General features: G+C 73.3%; 15 protein-coding genes. 12 read left to right on the top strand and 3 right to left on the bottom strand.

The window, feature by feature from the left end; genetic code table 11:
• Together HYE82_RS19390 and HYE82_RS19385 are read left to right on the top strand one after the other, a co-directional pair.
• Positions 1–889: TIGR04222 domain-containing membrane protein (locus tag HYE82_RS19390; protein WP_179175368.1), on the top strand; the 889-nt coding region annotated here is incomplete at its 5' end.
• A gap of 198 nt (positions 890–1087) precedes the next feature.
• Entirely contained in the window at positions 1088–2716 is a 1629-nt protein-coding gene (locus HYE82_RS19385) for an alpha/beta fold hydrolase (protein WP_309144380.1), read from the top strand.
• A 99-nt stretch (positions 2717–2815) separates the two neighbouring features.
• Here the strand turns inward: HYE82_RS19385 and hemQ are convergent, their stop codons facing one another.
• Together hemQ and hemG are read right to left on the bottom strand one after the other, a co-directional pair.
• The gene (gene hemQ / locus HYE82_RS19380) at positions 2816–3529 is read right to left on the bottom strand and encodes a hydrogen peroxide-dependent heme synthase (RefSeq protein WP_179175366.1); all 714 of its coding nucleotides are present in this window, start codon (positions 3527–3529) and stop codon (positions 2816–2818) included.
• Positions 3530–3552: 23 nt separating this feature from the next.
• On the bottom strand, positions 3553–5019 hold the full coding sequence (gene hemG / locus HYE82_RS19375) for a protoporphyrinogen oxidase (RefSeq protein WP_179175370.1): 1467 nt from the start codon (positions 5017–5019) through the stop codon (positions 3553–3555).
• Between the two features lie 166 nt (positions 5020–5185).
• On the opposite strand from hemG, the gene HYE82_RS19370 reads away from it, so the two are divergent.
• Together HYE82_RS19370 and HYE82_RS19365 are read left to right on the top strand one after the other, a co-directional pair.
• Complete coding sequence (locus tag HYE82_RS19370; protein ID WP_179175365.1) at positions 5186–6349, top strand: DUF4349 domain-containing protein; 1164 nt, start codon at positions 5186–5188, stop codon at positions 6347–6349.
• Positions 6315–7697, top strand: a complete 1383-nt coding sequence (locus HYE82_RS19365; RefSeq protein WP_179175364.1) for an FAD-dependent oxidoreductase — start codon at positions 6315–6317, stop codon at positions 7695–7697. The genes HYE82_RS19370 and HYE82_RS19365 overlap by 35 nt, the downstream gene beginning before the upstream one ends.
• Before the next feature lie 211 nt (positions 7698–7908).
• Here HYE82_RS19365 and hemE read toward each other — a convergent pair whose 3' ends face one another.
• Positions 7909–8973, bottom strand: a complete 1065-nt coding sequence (hemE, locus tag HYE82_RS19360; protein WP_179175363.1) for a uroporphyrinogen decarboxylase — start codon at positions 8971–8973, stop codon at positions 7909–7911.
• A gap of 91 nt (positions 8974–9064) precedes the next feature.
• Here hemE and HYE82_RS19355 point away from each other — a divergent pair, with 91 nt between their 5' ends.
• From HYE82_RS19355 to HYE82_RS19320, 8 genes are all read left to right on the top strand, one after another.
• Complete coding sequence (locus HYE82_RS19355) at positions 9065–9721, top strand: DUF3000 domain-containing protein (RefSeq protein WP_179175362.1); 657 nt, start codon at positions 9065–9067, stop codon at positions 9719–9721.
• A gap of 413 nt (positions 9722–10134) precedes the next feature.
• On the top strand, positions 10135–10797 hold the full coding sequence (locus tag HYE82_RS19350; RefSeq protein ID WP_179175361.1) for a response regulator transcription factor: 663 nt from the start codon (positions 10135–10137) through the stop codon (positions 10795–10797).
• Between the two features lie 190 nt (positions 10798–10987).
• On the top strand, positions 10988–12259 hold the full coding sequence (locus tag HYE82_RS19345) for a ribonuclease D (protein ID WP_179175360.1): 1272 nt from the start codon (positions 10988–10990) through the stop codon (positions 12257–12259).
• A 159-nt stretch (positions 12260–12418) separates the two neighbouring features.
• Positions 12419–13204 carry a hypothetical protein gene (locus HYE82_RS19340; RefSeq protein WP_179175369.1) on the top strand — a complete coding sequence of 262 codons (786 nt, stop codon included), beginning with the start codon at positions 12419–12421 and terminating at the stop codon, positions 13202–13204.
• A gap of 138 nt (positions 13205–13342) precedes the next feature.
• Complete coding sequence (locus HYE82_RS19335; protein ID WP_179175359.1) at positions 13343–14569, top strand: acetyl-CoA C-acyltransferase; 1227 nt, start codon at positions 13343–13345, stop codon at positions 14567–14569.
• Positions 14566–16695: a 3-hydroxyacyl-CoA dehydrogenase NAD-binding domain-containing protein gene (locus HYE82_RS19330; RefSeq protein WP_179175358.1), complete on the top strand. Its 2130-nt coding sequence runs from the start codon at positions 14566–14568 to the stop codon at positions 16693–16695. Before HYE82_RS19335 ends, HYE82_RS19330 begins: the two co-directional genes overlap by 4 nt.
• Before the next feature lie 367 nt (positions 16696–17062).
• Positions 17063–17965 (top strand): signaling protein, encoded by a 903-nt coding sequence (locus HYE82_RS19325; RefSeq protein ID WP_179175357.1) that lies wholly within the window; start codon positions 17063–17065, stop codon positions 17963–17965.
• 157 nt (positions 17966–18122) lie between these two features.
• A complete protein-coding gene (locus HYE82_RS19320; protein ID WP_179175356.1) occupies positions 18123–20123 on the top strand; it encodes a hypothetical protein in 2001 nt (666 codons plus the stop codon).
• Positions 20124–20167 lie beyond the last annotated feature (44 nt).

Here is a 20167-nt window from a genome sequence, read left to right as displayed (position 1 = left end):
GGGCGGGGTCGTGGACACCGCGCTCGTCTCCCTCCTCTCCGACGGCCGGATGGCCGCCGGCGGGCCCGGCATCGTCCAGGTCCTGCCCGGGGCCCGGGCCGCCGACCCCGCCGAGCGCGCTGTGCTCCGGGCGTACGCGCAGGCCCCGTCCGGTTGGCTGTACCAGGTGCGGTACGCCGCCATGATCGACCCCGCGGTCCAGGAAACCGGGGACGCGCTGGCCCACCGCGGGCTGCTCGCCCCGCCCGGCTGGGGGCGCAGGTGGCGGCGCTGGGGCACCGTCCAGGCGGCCGTGTGCGCGGCCCTGCTGTTCCTGTCGGTGCCGATGTTCCTCTTCGAGGCCGCGGTGGGCTCCGGCTCCGGCGGATCGGTCGTCCTCGGCTTGTACCCGACCGCCCTGGTCATCGGCATCGTCGTGGGCCTCGTCTGCGCGTCGCGGGCCAAGCGGCGCATCACCCCGGCGGGGCAGCAGGCCCTGCGCGGGATGCGGGCCCTGTACGGGGGCGACGGCAGCCCTCAGGTGCGGACCGCCCTGTTCGGGCTGCTCGGACTGCAGGACCCGTACGTGCGGTCCCTGCTGGTCCCGGCGGCCCGGGACACCCGGCTGGCCGCGGCCCAACACCGGTCCAGGCTCGCCGACTCGGGTGCGGCCGGCAGCCCCCGCCGCTCCGGTTCGGACGACGGGTGCGGGTCCTCCGCCCCGGATGCGGTGCCGGTCGTCTGGTGCGCGAGCAGCGACGCCGGCGGGTCCGGCTGTGGCGGCAGCAGTGGCAGTGCCGGCAGTGGGTCGAGTTGCGCCGGCTCGTCCGGTTCCAGCTGCAGCAGCTCGTCGGGGTCCAGTTGCAGCAGCTCGTCGGGGTCCAGTTGCAGCAGTAGCAGCAGTTCTTGATGCCTGGCGCCTGGCGCCTGGCGCCTGACGCCTCACGCCTCACGCCTCACGCCTCACGCCTCACGCCTCACGCTCCCTCGATCGGGGGGCGGGCGGGCGACACCCCGGCGGTGGTCCTTGTACAAGCACCTGCCCGGCGCATCTCATCGGATGATCCGAGGAGATGGAGGGCGGCCCGCCGTGAGGACCATGAGGACCGTGAGGACGACCCTGCCCGACCGCCGCCACGCCACAGCCACCGCCACCGCCACCGCCGCGGCCCTGCTCTGCCTCGTCCTGGGCAGCCCGGCCCCGGCCCGGGCGGCCACCCCTCCGGACGGGGGCGCAGCCCGCCGGGTCGCCGCCGCGGACGCCGGGGCCGAGGCCGTGGCCCGGCGGATGGCCCGGCGGCCGGCCGGCGGCGGGCTGGTCTTCGGGCCGTGCCCGGAGGCCGAGGAACTGCCCTCCCCCATCCGGTGCGCGAGCCTCGCCGTCCCCCTCGACTACGCCCGCCCCGGCGGCCCGCAGATCCGGCTCACCGTCAGCAGGGTCCCCGCCACCGGCCGCGGCGGGGCCGCCCGGCAGGGCGCGCTCGTGTACAACCCCGGCGGCCCCGGCGCCTCCGGGCTGTTCTTCCCGCTCGTCGCCGGCCTGCCCGAGTGGGAGCGCATCGGCGCCGCCTACGACCTCGTCGGCTACGCCCCGCGCGGCGTGGGCGGCGCGGCCCCGCTGTCCTGCGAGGACCCGGCCGCCCGGGCCTACGCCCGCGGCTGCGCGCAGCGGTCGGGGGCGGCGCTGCCGTACTACTCGACCCTGGACAACGTCCGCGACCTGCACGTCCTGCGGGCCGCGCTCGGCGAGCCGAAGCTGACCTTCATGGGGGCCTCGTACGGCACCTACCTGGGCGCGGTGTACGCCACCCGCCACCCGGGCCACGTCCGCCGGATGGTCCTCGACTCCGCCGTGAACCCCGACCCGCGCCGCATCTGGTACCTCAACAACCTCGACCAGGCGGCCGGTTTCGAGCGCCGCTGGCACGACTTCCGGGCCTGGGCGGCCCGCCACCACGCCGTGTACGGGCTCGGCGGCACCCCGGAGGCCGTGCAGGCGAGCTACGAGAAGGTGCGGGACGCGGTCGAGCGCGCCCCGGCGGGCGGGGTCGTCGGGTCGGGGGAGCTCCAGTCGGCGTTCCTGCAGGCCGCGTACTACGACGAGGTGTGGCCGGAGCGGGCGGCGGCGCTGTCGGCGTTCCTGGCGGGGAACCCGGGGCCGCTGACCGAGCAGGCCCGGCCGGACCCGGAGCCGGGCGCGGCTGCCGCACGGGAGAACGCCCGGGCCGTGTACACGGCGGTGCTGTGCAACGACGCGCCCTGGCCGGCGGACTGGGCGGTCTGGGACCGCGACAACACGGAGGCGGCGCGCCGGGCGCCCTTCGAGACGTGGGCGAACGCCTTCCTGAACCTGCCGTGCGCGTACTGGCCGGTCCGCGAGCGGCAGCAGCCGGCGGCGGTGGGCGAGCAGCGGGCCGCGCTCCCCGGCACGCTGGTGGTCGCGGCGGAGCGGGACGGGGCGACACCGTACCCGGGGGCACTGGAGCTCCAGCGGCGGCTCGGCCGACGGGCGTCGCTGGTCACGGAGGCGGGGGCCGGCGCCCACGGGGTGGTCGGCGGCCGCAACGCGTGCGTGGACGGGCACGTGGAGCGGTATCTGCTGACGGGGGCCACTGCGGGGTGGCGGGTCAGGTGTGCGCCGCATCCGGAGCCCGCACCGGTGTCGCTGGACAACCGGGCAGCAGAGCCCGGCAGGGTACCCGGGGTACCCAGGGCTCTGCTGCCACCGGCCGTCTGAACTTCCGGGGCGGGATCTCCGGCTGCGTCGTTTCGGGGGCAGGGCCTCCCGATCCGCCGGAGGAGGTCAGTCCTCCGGCCGTTCCCCCCTGGGGAGGTTTCAGGCGAGCCCGGCCACCAGATCGGCGACGGACTTGCGGCGCCCGGTGAAGAACGGAACCTCTTCACGGACGTGCATACGGGCCTCGGAGGCACGCAGGTGGCGCATGAGGTCGACGATGCGGTACAGCTCGTCGGCCTCGAAGGCCAGCAGCCACTCGTAGTCGCCCAGCGAGAAGGAGGCGACCGTGTTGGCGCGGACGTCCGGGAAGCCGCGGGCCATCTTGCCGTGGTCGGCGAGCATGCGGCGGCGGTCCTCGTCGGGCAGCAGGTACCAGTCGTAGCTGCGCACGAAGGGGTAGACGCTGACGTAGTCGCGGGCGACCTCGTCGGCCAGGAAGGCCGGGATGTGCGACTTGTTGAACTCGGCCGGGCGGTGCAGGGCCATGTTCGACCACACCGGCTCCAGCGCACGGCCCAGCTTGGTGCGGCGGAACAGGTTGTACGCGGTCTGCAGCTCGTCGGCCGTCTCCGCGTGCCACCAGACCATGACGTCCGCGTCCGCGCGCAGACCGGAGACGTCATAGGTGCCGCGCACGGTGATGTCCTTGGCGGCGAGCTGGTCGAAGAGCTCCTGGACCTCGTCGGCGTAGCCGGAGCGGTCCTCGGGGAGCACATCCTTCAGCTTGAAGACGGACCACAGGGTGTAGCGGATGACCTCGTTGAGGTCCTTCGCCTTCTTCCCCGCGTTGGGAATCTTCTCTGGTGCAGTCATGCGTCCATTGTCCCGTGCGCTGATCAGTGGTCGGTGCCAGGGGTCCCCAACGTGGCAATCACCACGTCGGCGGCCTTCCCGGCGCTCGCGATGCACGCCGGGATGCCGACGCCGTCGTACAGGGCGCCGCAGACGGCGAGGCCGGGCAGGGCCGCGACGGCGGTGCGGATCCGGTCCACCCGGGCGAGGTGGCCGACCGGGTACTGGGGCAGGCCCCCGTCCCAGCGGGTGACGGTGGAGGCCACCGGGCGGGCGGCGAGGCCGACGGCCTCGCCGAGGTCCCGCAGCGACACGTCGACCAGCTCGGAGTCGTCCCGGCGCAGGTCGGCCTCGTCGGCGTAGCGGCCGACGGAGGTGCGCAGCAGGAAGAGGTCGGGGTCGGCGCCGGCCCAGGACCACTTGCTGCTGGAGAAGGTGGACGCCTTGATGGTCCGCCCGTCGACGGGCGGCACGAGGAAGCCGCTGGCGCGGCCGTCGGTGATCACGGCGGGCAGCTCGGAGCGCCGGAACGCCATGGTGACCAGGGCCATCGACGCGTACTCGACGGTGCGCAGCTCGGCGGCCGCGGCGGGGGCGAGCCCGTCCAGCAGCCGGGCGGCCGGCTCGGCCGGGACGGCCAGCACGACGGCGTCGGCGGCCACCGTGCCGGTGTCGGTGACGACCTGCCACCCCTCGGGGGTACGCCGGAGCCCGCGCACGGGCGTGTCGGTACTGATCCGGGCCCCGGCCGCCCGGCAGGCGTCGGCCACGGCCCGCGGGAGCCGCCCGATGCCGCCTTCGATGCCGGAGAAGACGGGTCCGGCCTGCTGCGGCTGCTCCGCGGCCCTGCGCTGCAGCTCCCGTACGGCCTCGCCGAGCGAGGGGTGCGACCGGGCGGCCTCGAACAGCTGGGGCACGGCGGCACGCATCGACAGGCGGTAGGCGTCGCCGGCGTAGACCCCGCCCAGGAGGGGTTCGACGAGCCGGTCGACGACCTCGCGGCCGAGGCGGGCCGCCACGTACGCGCCGACGGCGACGTCCTCGCCGATCTCGGCGGGCGGCAGGTCGCGCTCGGCCTCTATCCGGGCGAGGCCCTCCGCTGAGAGCACCCCGGACTCGGCGAGCGGCGCCAGGTCGCCGGGGACGCCCATGACGTGGCCGCGCGGCATGGGCCGCAGCGCGCCCCGGGTCCACAGGTGGGCGGCGGTGGTGGCCGGCGGCTGCAGTGCCTCGCCGAGGCCGACGGCCCGGGCCAGCTCCAGGGCCTCGGGACGGCGGGCCAGGACGGATTCGGCGCCGAGGTCGACGGGGGCGCCGGCGATCTCGCCGGCGTACAGCTTGCCGCCCAGGCGCGGCCCGGCCTCCAGCAGCGTGACGCCGATGCCCGCGCCGAGCAGCCGGTGGGCCGCCGCGAGGCCTGCGATGCCGCCGCCGATGACGACGGCGTGGCGGGCCCGGGGCGCCGCCGGGTCCGTCCCGTCCGTACCGCCGTGCGCCGCGTCCGTATGCATGTCCGCTTCGTGCATGGACACATCGTCTCAGACCGATCACCGGCCGATCGCCGAGGCCTGACCGTGACCGCATCGGGACCGTCCCGGGACCGCGGGAGCGAAACCCGAGCGGCGACCGTGGACGTCGAAACGGGACAGCGGCAGCCCGAACCTTGGGGGGACAGCAGTGCAGACTCGGAACAGCCCCGGAAACCCCGACGGCCCTCGCGCCGGAGGCCGTTCACGCGCAGGGCGCAGCACCGCGGCGCTGGCCGGCCTCGGCCTGGCGGCGGCGCTCGCGCTCACCGGATGCGGCGCCGGGAACGACGGCTCCCGCGCAGCCTCGGCGGACAAGGCGGCGGTGGCCCCGCAGGCCCCGGCCCAGGGCGGCGAGGCGGGCGCGGGTGCGGCGGCACCGGCACCGGCACCGGCACCGGCGCAGGGCGCGCCCGGGAGCCCGAAGGCGCCGGCGGCGGTCCGCCCGCACGTCATCCGGACCGCGAGCCTCGGCATCGAGACGGCGGACGCCCCGAAGGTGCTGGCGGCGGCCCGTACGGCGGCGGAGGGCGCGGGCGGGTACGTGGGGAACGAGTCCACCCGGCGCGGCGAGCACGGCATGATCAGGTCCACCCTGACCCTGCGCGTGCCCTCGGACCGCTTCGACTCCGTGATCGGCGCCCTGGAGGGCAGCGGCAAGCTGCTCCACCGGAAGGTGGAGGCGCAGGACGTCACCGAGAAGGTCGCGGACGTCGACAGCCGGGTCATGTCGCAGCAGGCGAGCGTGGCGCGGGTGCGGGAGATGATGGAGAAGGCCACCGCGCTCGGCGACGTGGTCATGCTGGAGGGCGAGCTCGGCAAGCGCCAGTCGGACCTGGAGGCGCTGCTGGCCCAGCAGAACGCGCTGCGGGACCAGACCTCGATGAGCACGATCACGGTCGAGGTTTCGGAGCCCGCGGCCGGCAGGCCGGGTGAGGAAAAGAAGGACGCACCGCCGTCCGTCACGGGCGCCCTGGAGGGCGGCTGGCACGCCTTCACGACGGTCCTGCGGTACGTGGTGCTGGCGGTGGCCGTGGTGCTGCCGTTCGCGGTGACGGCGGCGCTCGGCGTGCTGGCGTTCCGGGTGTACCGGCGGCTGCGCCCGAAGAAGCCGAGTACGGGGTCCACGCCGGGGACCGCGCGCACGATCCCGGGCCCGGCGCCGACGCCGCCCTCGGCCCCGGAGCCGGACCCGACGCAAATGGCCCCCGGTTCCGGACTGAACACCCGTACGCCCGTAGCGTGTTCCCCAGGAACGGCGGCGGAGGACGGTGCGGACGATGGCAGCGGAACGACTCGTGGTGATCGGCGGTGACGCGGCGGGGATGTCCGCCGCGTCGCAGGCGCGGCGGCTGAAGGGCCCGGAGGAACTGGAGATCGTCGCCTTCGAGCGCGGGCACTTCACCTCGTACTCCGCGTGCGGGATCCCGTACTGGATCGGCGGCCAGGTCCCCGAGCGCGGCGACCTGATCGCCCGGACCCCGGAGGAGCACCGCGCCCGGCACATCGACCTGCGCACCCGGACCGAGGTCGTCGAGCTCGACCTCGCCGGGAACCGGGTCCGGGCCCGCGACCTCGACTCGGGGGCCGAGTCCTGGACGGGCTACGACAAGCTCGTCCTGGCGACGGGCGCCCGCCCGGTCCGGCCCCGGCTGCCCGGGATCGGGGCGCACGGTGTGCACGGCGTGCAGACCCTGGACGACGGCCAGCGGCTGATGGACACCCTGGAGCGCACGCCGGGCCGCCGGGCGGTCGTCGTCGGCGCGGGCTACATCGGCGTGGAGATGGCGGAGGCCCTGGTCCACCGGGGCTACGAGGTCACGGTCCTGCACCGCGGAGCCCAGCCCATGGCCACCCTGGACCCGGACATGGGCGGCCTGGTGCACAGCGCCATGAACCGCATGGGCATCACCACGGTCGCGGGCGCCGAGGTGGTGAAGGTCCTCACCGACGAGGAGGGCCGGGCCCGAGCGGTGGCCACAGCGGGCGGCGACGAGTACCCGGCGGACGTGGTGGTCCTCGGCATCGGCGTCGAGCCCCGCACCGCCCTGGCCCGGGCGGCGGGACTGCCGCTGGGCACCTCGGGCGGCCTGCTGACGGACCTGTCGATGCGGGTCCGCGGCCACGACGACGTCTGGGCCGGCGGCGACTGCGTGGAGGTCCTCGACCTGGTGGCGGGCCGTCACCGGCACGTCCCGCTCGGCACGCACGCCAACAAGCACGGCCAGGTGATCGGCTCCGGTGTCGGCGGCGGCTACGCCACGTTCCCCGGGGTCGTCGGCACGGCGGTGAGCAAGGTGTGCGACCTGGAGATCGCCCGTACGGGGCTGAGGGAACGGGACGCGCTCGACGCCGGCCTGCGCTTCGTCACGGCGACGATCAGCTCCACGACCACGGCGGGCTACTACCCGACGGCCGCCGGCATGACGGTCAAGGTGCTGGCCGAGCGCCGCACGGGCCGGCTGCTGGGTGTGCAGATCGTCGGCGGGGCGGGATCCGCGAAGCGGGTGGACATCGCGGCGGTCGCGCTCACGGCCGGGATGACGGTGGAACAGGTCGTCGCCCTGGACCTGGGCTACGCCCCGCCGTTCTCCCCGGTCTGGGACCCCGTCCTGGTGGCCGCCCGCAAGGCCGTCTCCGCGGTCCGCGCCGCGGGGGCGTAGGCCCGGCCGCCCTTCCCGGAAGCGGGCGCTCCGCGGCCGGTGCGCTCGAACGCCGCGCGGGCCGGGTCTTCCGGCCCCGCCGGCGTTCGAGGCGCGGGGATCCGGGGGCGGAGCCCACGGTGTCGGGAAGGGGCGGGGTGGGGAACCGCTCCGCGCGGCGGCGGCACCGCGGCCCGAGGCGCGGGCCCCGCGGCCGCGGCGTCGGCCGGCGCTAGCGCTGCGTCTTGGTGTGGACGTAGTCCACGAGGCGGGTCAGGGCCTCCGGGTCGGTGGTCGGCAGGACCCCGTGGCCCAGGTTGAAGACGTGGCCCTCCAGCCCGGCCGCCGCCGCCAGGACCTCGTCCGTCTTGGTCTCGACGGCCTCGGTGGTGGAGAACAGCACGGCGGGGTCGAGGTTGCCCTGCAGCGCCTTGCCGGGGCCGACCCGGCGGGCCGCCTCGTCCAGCGGGATCCGCCAGTCGACGCCGACGACGTCCGCACCTGCCTCGCCCATCAGGCCGAGCAGCTCGCCGGTGCCCACGCCGAAGTGGATCCGCGGGACGCCGTAGGAGGCGACGGAGTCGAAGACCTTCGCCGAGGCGGGCATCACCGAGCGCCGGTAGTCAGCGGGGGCGAGGGCGCCGACCCAGGAGTCGAAGAGCTGGACCGCCGAGACGCCGGCCTCGATCTGGACCTTCAGGAAGGCGGAGGTGATCTCGGCGAGCCGGTCGAGGAGGTCCGCCCACAGCTGCGGGTCCCCGTACATGAGGGCCTTGGTGTGCTCGTGGTTGCGGGACGGGCCGCCCTCGACGAGGTAGCTCGCGAGGGTGAAAGGCGCGCCGGCGAAACCGATCAACGGCGTGGAGCCCAGTTCACCCGTGAGCATGCCGATCGCCTCGGTGACGTACGGGACGTCGTCCGGGGTGAGGTCGCGCAGCTGTGCGAGGTCCTCGCGGCGCCGGATCGGCTGGGCGACGACGGGGCCGATGCCCGGCTTGATGTCCAGGTCGATGCCGATGGCCTTGAGGGGGACGACGATGTCGGAGAAGAAGATCGCCGCGTCGACGCCGTGGCGGCGCACCGGCTGCAGGGTGATCTCGGTGACCAGGTCGGGGCGCATGCACGACTCGAGCATCGCGGTGCCCTCGCGGACCTTGCGGTACTCCGGCAGGGAGCGGCCGGCCTGACGCATGAACCACACCGGGGTGTGCGGTACCGGCTCACGGCGGCACGCCTTCAGGAAGGCGGAATCGTACGTCTGACTCGGCTGGCCCGTCGGGCGGTCGTTGGCGCTCACGCCGCAAATCTTCGCACGTACGGCGAAGAGGCCCTCTCGGCGCGGGTGTCCCTGCGCCGCACGGGCCCTCGTTCCGCCTAGTCTTCCGGGCATGGCTGCGGCTCAGGGACGATTTTCAGATGGTGCCGACGGTATGGACAGCGGGAAGGAGAGCTCCGTCCCGCTCCCGTTCCGGCGGGCGGTCGAGGGGCTGACGAAGGCGCGCCTGCGGCCGGGGATCGAGATCGACCCGGCGAGACCGCCGCAGAGGCTGGCGCCGTACGCGCACGCGCTGGAGGCGGCGGTCGTGGAGGGCGAGGACGACCTGGCCGACGGACGGCTGATCCTGCTGCACGATCCGGCCGGGCACGAGGCATGGCGCGGAACGTTTCGGCTGGTGACGCTGGTCCGGGCGGAGCTGGAGCCGGAGATGGCCGCGGACCCGCTGCTGCCGGAGGTGTGCTGGTCGTGGCTGACGGGGGCGCTGGAGGCGCGCGGGCTGTCGTGCGGAGAGGCGAGCGGCACTGTGACGATGGCGGGCTCGCACTACTTCGGCGGGCTCGCCGGGCGGCGGCCGGCCACGCAGATCGAGATCAGGGCTTCGTGGACGCCGCGCGAGGGTGTGGGAGGAGTGCCGGACACCTCGGGCCACCTGGCGGCCTGGTGCGAGCTGCTGTGCCAGGTGGCGGGGCTGCCGCCGCTCGGTCCGGGTGAGGCGGGGCCGGGTGTGGTATCGCTGCCGCAGCGGCGCGGTCCGCACCACCCGTAGCGGCCGGCCGGTACGCGCCGTGGCGGCGGGCCCGTACGCGGCGTGGCGGCGGGCCCGTACGCGGCGTGGCGGCGGGCCCGTACGCGGCGTGGCGGCGGGCCCGCAGGCGGCCCGGGGCCGCCCTCGGGCCGCTCCCGGTCACCGCCCGGGCCACTCCCCGGGGCGGCCGTCCGTGGAACGGCTGATCGAAAGGCTCCCGCAGAGTGCCGGAACACAGCACAGGTTGCGGGCTTCTGATCGCGCGCTGATCGATCGCGCGTCCGAATTGCCCGAATTGTTACTCACCAAATCGTGATCATTCCCTAAAGCCGGGCGGGTGACGTGCCGAAGGAGGAGTCAGTGACCATCCGCACGGTTCGCACCGGCTTCCCTTCCCCGAGCCGGCCGTCCCGCCACTCCCCCAGGAGGCCTAGGTGTCCGTTCTTCTCGAGCAGCCCGCAAGCCTGGTCGCCTACCGCCCGAACAAGCCGACGGCCATGGTCGTCGTGGCCGACCCGCGCGTCCGTTCCACCGTGACCCGCCATCTGTGGGCCCTCGGAGTACGCGATGTCATCGAGGCGTCGTCCATCGCGGAGGCCCGCCCCCGCATCGGCAGCCCGCGCGACATCTGCGTGGCCGACGTGCACCTGCCGGACGGCTCCGGCCTGACCCTGCTCTCCGAGACCCGCGCGGCGGGCTGGCCGAACGGCCTCGCCCTGTCCGCAGCCGACGACATCGGCGCCGTGCGCAACGCCCTCGCGGGCGGCGTCAAGGGCTACGTCGTCACCGGCACCCGGACCAACATCGGGCTGCCCACCCGGCCCGGCGCCGCCCCCATCGGCGCCGCCGCCGCCCGTATGCACCGCCGCCCCCCGGGTGCCCCGAGCCACCCGGGCGGCTACCGCGAGCTCTCCGGCCGCGAGGTCGAGGTCCTGCGCCTCGTCGCCGAGGGCCAGTCCAACAAGGCCATCGGCGTCTCGATGGGCCTGTCCGCCCTGACCGTCAAGTCCCACCTCGCCCGGATCGCACGCAAACTGGGCACCGGCGACCGGGCCGGAATGGTCGCCGTCGCCCTGCGGACCGGCATCATCCACTGAATGCGCCGGACCCGTCCGCCCGTTCCGGCCACCGCCGCCCGACCGACCCTTCGGCGACCGCCTCCCCACGTACCGCCGGCACCGGGTTTCCTCCGCGGGAACCCGGGAGAAACCTCCGCTCTTCCCCACCGCGCCCGTCGCCGGAACGTTCCGGCGACGGGCGCGTCCCATCCGCGGATACCCTTGAGCGGTGACCGACGCCCAAGAGACCGCAGCAGACCTGCGCACCACCACCGGGGGCGGCCCCCCGGACGACGTCGACAAGGCGCCGATTCCCTTGCTCGAACCCCGCGAGGGCATCCCTCCGGTGGTCGCCGACGAGGACGCCCTCGCCCGGGTGGTCGCGGCCTTCGCCGCGGGCACCGGACCCGTGGCGGTCGATGCCGAACGCGCTTCCGGATACCGGTACGGCCAGCGCGCCTACCTGGTCCAGCTGCGCCGGGAGGGCGCGGGATCCGCGCTGATCGACCCCGTCGGCTGCCCGGACCTGTCCGCGCTGGGCGAGGCCCTGTCCGGGACCGAGTGGATCCTGCACGCCGCCACCCAGGACCTGCCGTGCCTGCGCGAAATAGGCATGGTCCCGACCTCCCTGTTCGACACCGAGCTCGCCGGCCGTCTCGCCGGCTTCCCCCGCGTGGGACTGGGCGCGATGGTCGAGAGCGTGCTCGGCTACGCCCTGGAGAAGGGCCACTCCGCCGTCGACTGGTCGACCCGTCCGCTCCCCGAGCCGTGGCTGCGCTACGCGGCGCTCGACGTCGAGCTGCTGGTCGACCTGCGCGACGCACTGGAGAAGGAGCTGGACCGGCAGGGCAAGCTGGAGTGGGCCCGGCAGGAGTTCGACGCCATCGCCGCCGCACCGCCCGCCCCGCCGCGCAAGGACCCCTGGCGCCGCACCTCCGGCATGCACAAGGTGCGCCGCCGCCGGCAGATGGCCGTCGTACGCGAGCTGTGGGAGTCCCGCGACCGGATCGCGCAGCGGCGCGACGTCTCGCCGGGCAAGGTGCTGAGCGACGCCGCGATCGTCGAGGCCGCGCTCGCCCTGCCGGGCAACGTGCACGGGCTGGCGGCCCTGCCCGGGTACGGGCAGCGGATGGGCCGGCGCCAGCTGGAGCAGTGGATGGCCGCCGTGGACCGGGCCAAGGCCCTGCCCGAGGCCGCGCTGCCGCAGCCGGGCGCCGGCCCCGCAGGTCCGCCGCCGCCGCGCGCGTGGGCCGACAAGGACCCGGCCGCCGCGGCCCGGCTGTCGGCCGCCCGCTCGGCGGTGTCCGCGCTCGCCGAGCGGCTGGCCCTGCCCCAGGAGAACCTGATCACCCCGGACACCGTGCGGCGGCTGTGCTGGGAGCCGCCCAAGCGGCTCGGCCAGGACACGGTGGCCGAGGCCCTGGCCGGCTACGGCGCCCGCCCCTGGCAGATCGAACAGGTGACCCCGGCCCTGGTCACCGCCCTGGCCGCGACCGCCTGACGCGCCACGCCGCCTTCGAAGGAGCCCCCGGCCGCCGGGGGCTCCTTCGCGTCCGCGGCCGACCGCGCCCGCTGTTGCGCGGCCATGACATTCCGTTACCCGACCATGACGTTCCGACTCTTTTGAACACGCTCAACGCCGACTAGCTTCTTGAACGTGATCAAAAACGAGGACGAGACGCAGAACGAACACGGCGCGCACGGCGGCGCATACGGCGCCTGGGTGCGCCACTTCGAGGAGGAGCGGGAGCGCCGCGCCGCCCTCGGCGACCCGGACTGGGCGCGGGGCGCACGACTGTCCCCGGCGCTGGTGCGCAGCATCCGGACGTTCCAGGTGGGCGAGGACGGCGACGGTGCGGCCCTCGCCTCGAAGGCGGACCGCGCGGGCGACCCGGCGTACGCGGCCGCGGCGCGGCTGTTCATCGCCGAGGAGCAGAACCACGCGCGCCTGCTGGCCCTGCTGCTGTCGGCGGCCGGGGCCGACACCCTCGACGGGCACTGGACCGACGCGGCGTTCGTCCGGGTGCGGCGCCTGCTGGGGCTGCGGGTCGAACTGATGGTGCTGATGGTCGCGGAGGTCGTCGCCCTGCGGTACTACCGGGCCCTGCGCGACGGCTCCGCCGATCCGCTGGCCTCCGAGGTCGCGGCCAGGATCCTGGCCGACGAGGAGCGGCACGTGCCGTTCCACTGCCGCCGCCTGCACGAGGGCCTCGCCGGGCTGCCCCGGCCCGCCCGGAAGGCCGCGACCACGGGCTGGCGGGCCATGGTGGCTGCGGCGGCGCTGCTGGTGGCGGCGGATCACGGGACCGCCCTGCGGGAGGCGGGGGTCTCGCGGCGCGCCTTCCTGTCGGACGTGGTCGGCTCCTCGGCGCCGATGGCCGCGACCATGTCGGACGGCCCGGTTCCGGCCGTTCCCGCCCCGGCCGGAGCCCCCGTCGCGGTGTGAGCTTCGCCGCTCCTCGGCGAGGGGGTGTGCACACCGGTTACTCGCAAGTAGCATGGGCGGGTGAGCGGGCGCTCAGTCACCTCGTGACGGGCCGCCCGCCGCGCAGCAGTGCACACCCGCACCTGGAGGAGAGCCAACGTGCCTCGTACCGTCAGGGACGTCGTCTTCGTCGACGGCGTCCGCACCCCGTTCGGCAAGGCGGGCCCGAAGGGCATCTACCACGAGACCCGCGCCGACGACCTCGTCGTGAAGGCGATCCGGGAGCTGCTGCGCCGCAACCCGGACCTGGACGCCAAGAAGATCGACGAGGTGGCCATCGCCGCCACCACGCAGATCGGCGACCAGGGCCTCACCATCGGCCGCACGGCCGGCATCCTCGCGGGCCTGCCCCAGTCCGTGCCGGGCTACTCGATCGACCGCATGTGCGCCGGCGCGCTGACCGCCGTCACCGCCGTCGCGGGCGGTGTGGCCTTCGGTGCGTACGACGTCGCCATCGCCGGCGGTGTCGAGCACATGGGCCGCCACCCGATGGGCGAGGGCGTCGACCCGAACCCGCGCTTCGTCTCCGAGAAGCTGGTCGACGAGTCCGCCCTGTTCATGGGCATGACCGCCGAGAACCTGCACGACCGGTACCCGACGATCACCAAGCTCCGCGCCGACCAGTACGCCGTGCGCTCGCAGGAGAAGGCCGCCAAGGCGTACGCCGACGGCAAGATCCAGCAGGACCTGGTCCCGATCTCGGTGCGCAACACCAACGCGGAGGTCGGTGAGACGGGCTGGGGCCTGGTCACCTCCGACGAGCCGATGCGTCCGGGCACCACGCTGGAGAACCTGGCCGGCCTGAAGACCCCGTTCCGTACCCACGGCCGGGTCACCGCGGGCAACGCCGCCGGCCTGAACGACGGCGCCACCGCCGCGATCATCGCGTCCGAGGACTTCGCCCGGGAGAACAACCTCCCGGTCAAGATGCGCCTCGTCTCCTACGCCTTCGCGGGCGTGGAGCCGGAGGTCATGGGCTACGGCCCGATCCCGGCCACCGAGAAGGCCCTGGCCCAGGCCGGCCTGTCCATCGAGGACATCGGCCTGTTCGAGATCAACGAGGCCTTCGCGGTCCAGGTCCTCGCCTTCCTGGAGCACTACGGCATCGCCGACGACGACGCCCGCGTCAACCAGTACGGCGGCGCCATCGCGTTCGGCCACCCGCTGGCCTCCTCCGGTGTCCGTCTGATGACGCAGCTGGCCCGCCAGTTCGAGGAGCAGCCGCACGTCCGCTACGGCCTGACCACCATGTGCGTGGGCTTCGGCATGGGCGCGACGGTCATCTGGGAGAACCCGCACTTCGACACCGAGGGAGACTCCAAGTGAGCACCACCGCTGAGCTCCTGAAGGGCGCGGCCGAGCTGTTCCCCGACGAGGTCGTCACCCGGGCGCACGTCCGCCACCTCGACCTGCCGTACGGCGCCGGGCGCTTCGCGCTCATCACGCTGGACAACGGCTTCGACCACACCAAGCCGACCACCTTCGGCCCGCAGTCGCTGGCAAACCTGAACGCCGCCATCGACCAGGTCGAGCAGGAGGCCGCCGAGGGTTCGATCACCGGCATCGGCCTCACCGGCAAGCCGTTCATCTTCGCGGTCGGCGCCGACCTCAAGGGCGTCGAGCTGCTGAAGGCGCACGACGAGGCGCTGGCCATCGGCAAGGGCGGCCACGACGTCTTCAAGCGCCTGGCCGGCCTGGCCGTCCCCACCTTCGCGTACTACAACGGCGCGGCCATGGGCGGCGGTGTCGAGGTCGGTCTGCACTGCACCTACCGCACCGTCTCGAAGGCGCTGCCGGCCTTCTCCCTCCCCGAGGTCTTCCTGGGCCTGGTCCCGGGCTGGGGCGGCTGCACCATCCTGCCGAACCTGATCGGCGCGGAGAAGGCGGTCTCGGTGATCATCGAGAACTCGCTGAACCAGAACAAGCAGCTGCGCGGCAAGCAGGTCTTCGAGCTCGGCATCGCCGACGCCCTGTTCGAGGGCGCCGACTTCCTGGAGCAGTCGCTGCTGTGGACCGCCAAGGTCCTCAAGGGCGACGTCACGGTCGAGCGTCCCGAGGTGGACCGCGGCGAGGCCTGGGACCAGGCCGTCGCCAAGGGCCGCTTCATCGCCGACGCCAAGGTGCACGGCGCGGCCCCGGCCGCGTACCGCGCCCTCGACATCATCGAGGCGTCCAAGGACGGCGACCTGCAGAAGGGCTTCGACGCCGAGGACCAGGCCCTGGCCGACCTCATCATGGGCGGCGAGCTGCGCTCGGGCATCTACGCCTTCAACCTGGTGCAGAAGCGCGCCAAGCGCCCGGCCGGCGCCCCGGACAAGTCCCTGGCCCGCCCGGTCACCAAGGTCGGCGTCGTCGGCGCGGGTCTGATGGCCTCGCAGCTGGCGCTGCTGTTCCTGCGCCGCCTGGAGGTGCCGGTGGTGCTCACCGACATCGACCAGGAGCGCGTCGACAAGGGTGTGGGCTACGTCCACGCCGAGATCGAGAAGCTGCTCGGCAAGGGCCGCATCAACCAGGACAAGGCCAACCGCCTCAAGGCGCTGGTGACCGGCGTCCTGGACAAGGCCGAGGGCTTCGCGGACGCGGACTTCATCATCGAGGCCGTGTTCGAGGAGATGTCCGTCAAGCAGAAGGTCTTCGCGGAGGTCGAGGCGGTCGCCCCGGCGCACGCGATCCTCGCCACCAACACCTCCTCGCTGTCGGTGTCGGAGATGGCCTCCAAGCTGCGGCACCCGGAGCGCGTGGTCGGCTTCCACTTCTTCAACCCGGTCGCGATCCTCCCCCTGCTGGAGATCGTCCGCGGCGAGAAGACCGACGACGCCTCGCTGGCCACGGCCTTCGGTGTCGCCCGGAAGCTGAAGAAGACCGCGGTCCTCACCAAGGACGCCCCGGCGTTCGTCGTGAACCGCATCCTGACCCGCTTCATGGGCGAGATCCAGAACGTCATCGACGAGGGCACCCCGGTCGTCACGGCGGAGAAGGCCATCGAGCCGCTCGGCCTGCCGATGTCCCCGCTGGTGCTGCTGGAGCTGGTCGGCCCGGCCATCGGCCTGCACGTCTCCGAGACACTGAACCGCGCCTTCCCGGAGCGCTTCAAGGTCTCGCCGAACCTGAAGGCGGTCGTCGAGGCCGGCAAGCGCGGCTTCTACGTCTACGACTCCGGCCGACCGGAGCTGGACCCCGAGGTCGCCGCCCTCCTGGTCCAGGGCGACTCTGTCCTGACCGAGGAGCAGGTGCGGACGCGCGTCCTGGACGCGGTGGCGCAGGAGATCGGCCTGATGCTGGAGGAGGGTGTCGTGGCCGAGGCCCAGGACATCGACCTCTGCCTCATCACGGGCGCCGGCTGGCCCTTCCACCTGGGCGGCATCACGCCGTACCTGGACCGCGAGGGCGTCTCGGAGCGCGTGAACGGCAAGAAGTTCCTCGCCCCGGGCCTGGCGAGCGTCCCGGCCTGACACCGGCGGACCCCGCCTGACGGCGGGTGAGTGCTGCGGACGCCCGTCCCCCGCCGGGGGCGGGCGTCCGGTGCTTGCGGGGCCGCGTCCCGGGTCCGTCCGCACCCGTGCCCCGCCGTGGCCCCGCCGTGGCCCCGCCGTATCGCCGTCGGGGCCGCCTCCGGGGCCCGGCGCCCGGGCTGGCAGAATGAGGCCCATGGCGGATGGCAAGAGACCTTTCAGCCGCCGGACCCTGTTGTTCGCGGGCGGCGCGGCGGCAGCCGGGCTCGCCACGGGCGGCCTGACCTGGGCCCAGCGGCCCGGCCCCGACGACGACCCGTACGGGGACGGAGACGGGGACGGGGAAGACGCCGCCACCCCGCGGCAGGTGGGCGATTTCGACCTGCGCACCGGTGCGGAGCTGCTGGCCCCGGCGCCGCTGTTCAACACGACGGGCCCGCAGTCGTTCGCGTTCGACGACAGCAACGGTCAGGTCTACACCCTCCAGGTGGTCCAGGACGGGATCCGGCTCGACGACGAGCAGGAGGCCGTCGCATACGACGACCGCAAGTCGGCCGGAGATATGTGCCTCACCCGGCTGGACAGTTCCGGGAATACGCTCGGGCACATGTATCTGCGCGGCTTCGGCCACGGAATTTCCTTCGGTGTCGAGCCGACGGGGCAGCGTACGTACATATGGCTGGAGGGCCGGGCCGATCCGAAGAACGGTTACGGCCGGACGGTGGTCCGCGTGCCGTTCAAGGACGGCACGGTGCTGGACAGCTCCGACGACTCCGTGCGGCATTTCGAACCGGTGCCCGGGGCCACCGCCGTCTGCCCGGCGCTCGACCTGGCCGGCGAGCGGGTGCTGGTGAGCCACGAGGAGGCGGGCGAGCACCGGTTCTCGGTGTACGGGATGGCGGATTTCCTGGCCGGGCGCTTCACCCCGGCCCAGACGATCAAGGCCGGCGTACAGGTCAGGGAAGAGGAGTGGTTCCAGGGCTGCGCGCTGTCCGGGGACTTCGTGTATGTACTGACCGGCAATCCCTATACCGGAAAGAACGGGCGCAATCCGCGGAAATCCGGCGGCAATACCTACGTGTCCGCAATCGACGTGCGCACGGGCCGGGCGCAGGGCCGCCACAAGGTGAAGGTGGCCCCGGATCTGCCCTATCGGGAACCCGAGGGAATCGCGGTGCGCCGGGCGGGTTCACAGGCGGCTTTGTGCGTCGGATTTTCCGTGAAGGCGAAGGACCGGCGCGAGCTGACGGTGTACCGGTTCACGGGCTGAGAGCCCGCCGGGAGGGATGACCGTCACATATTTCCGCGACGGGCCCGTAATCATTGGCCTGCGATTCACGGCATGTCCTGGAGCCGTCCATGAGGCTGCTTATACTACTGCGACACTTCACGCGACTCTTATACCTCCATGGGGGAGGCACCGCACCATGGGCTCCAAGCGGCTGCGCGCCGCACTCGGCGTTGCGATCACTTCTGGACTCATCCTCAGCTTTCTCGGGATGCTGGTCGCGGTCGCGCTCGTCTCCCTCCCTCTCTTCACCGGCTGCGCGGCCCTCAGCTACGTCGCCGACCTGATGCTCCACAACACCGAGTCGCCGACCCTGGAGAAGCTGCGCGACTCCCGCTTCGGCCTCACCATGCGCTTCCTGATCCGGCAGTTCCTGCTGCTGGGCCTGTGCGGCGCCGTGGCCGACATCGAGTCGTTCGTGGCGCAGATGACCACCATCGGCCTGCTGCTGCTGTTCATCCTCCAGCTCGCGTACGGCGCCCTGCTCAAGCACGTCCGCAAGTCGCGCAACGAGCTGCCGTTCACCACGCGCGGGCTGGACCTGGAGGCCCTCGGCATCCGCCGCATGCCCCACCCGTTCCTGATGGACAAGCACGTCCGCAAGACCCTGCACCTGGACATCCCGCTGGTCGCCGGAGCCCTGGCCACCATCGCGACGGACGACTGGCGCTGGGTCACGTACGGCATGATCATCACGGTCTTCCTCGCCTACTTCTCCCTGCTGGTGCTGGTGCCGGACGCGCGCAACGCGCTCAAGCTGCCCACCACCGACGAGGCCATCGACGAGCTCAACCACCAGCTCTCCGCGTACCGGCCCCAGGTCGCGCTCTACTTCACGTTCGCCGCCATCTCCAAAGACTTCATGTACCAGGTGAACATGTGGCTGGAGGCCCTGGAGGCGCTCGAACTGCGGCCCATCATCGTGCTGCGCGAGCGGGCCACCCTGCGCTACCTCGACGCGACGCCCGTTCCCGTCATCTGCGTGCCCAAAGCCGACAACCTCGCCCGTATCGAGATGAACGAGCTCCGTGTCGCCCTCTACCCGGGCAACGCGGGCAAGAACGTGCACATGCTGCAGCGCGCCGAGGTCAAGCACGTCTTCATCGGCCACGGCGACAGTGACAAGCTCGCCAGCAGCAACCGCGTCAGCAAGGTCTTCGACGAGATATGGGTGGCCGGCCGGGCCGGCCGCGACCGCTACGAGCGCATCAAGCACGCCGTCACCCCGCACCAGATCGTCGAGGTCGGCCGCCCCCAGCTTGCGCCCCTGCGCCCCTGGACCGGCAAGATCGCGGGGAAGATCCCGACCGTCGTCTACGCCCCCACCTGGGAGGGCTGGACCGACGACGCCTGCTACACCTCCGTCATCCCGGCCGGCGAGAAGCTGATCCGGGCGCTGCTCGACGACGAGCGCGAGATCCGGATCATCTACAAGCCGCACCCGCTGACCGGCTCCCGCTCCCCCGAGGCCGCCGCCGCGCACCGCCGCGTCATCGCCCTCCTCGAAGAGGACAACGCCCGGCGCTTCGGCCGCAACATCACCGACTCCAAGACCGCGGCCAAGAAGCTCGCCCGCATCGACCAGCGCATCGCCGACCTCTCCGAGCGCGGCGTCCGCTCCAAGTACCCGGACCTCACCGAGGAGGAGCGGACCGCACGCATCCGGCGCAGCCGCAACCAGGCCGGCGCCCTGTACTGGAGCGCCATCCCCGACGCCGCGCACCACGTGGTGACCGAGCGGATCCCCGCCCTGTACGACTGCTTCAACCAGTCCGACCTGCTGATCGGCGACATGTCGAGCGTCGTCTCCGACTTCGTGGCGACCCGCAAGCCGTACGCGATCTTCAACCTGGAGGGCCTGCCCGACCAGGAGTTCCGCAACGAGCAGCGCACCGCGTACGCCTCGTACCTCCTCGACGGCGACTGCAACGGCCTGGCCGAGGCCCTCGACGCGACACTGAACCCGAGCCTGGACGTCATGGCGCCCTACCGCGAGCAGCTCAAGGAGTACCTGCTCGGCGCGGAGTACCCGCCCTCGATCGTCCGATTCAACGCGGCCGCCAACGACCTCTACCGGCGGGGCATCCGCGACTTCCCCATCGAGTACCCGGAGCCGGAGGATGCGCACTTCCCGGCCTAGCCGGCTCCGCCCCGCAGCACCAGCACCTGTCTCTTATACACAGC

It is taken from the genome of Streptomyces sp. BR123, assembly GCF_013401435.1.
In the GTDB taxonomy this organism is placed as follows: Bacteria; Actinomycetota; Actinomycetes; order Streptomycetales; family Streptomycetaceae; genus Streptomyces.
The sequence above is the reverse complement of the archived record's forward strand: the minus strand, read 5'-3'. Positions and strand labels throughout refer to the sequence as shown.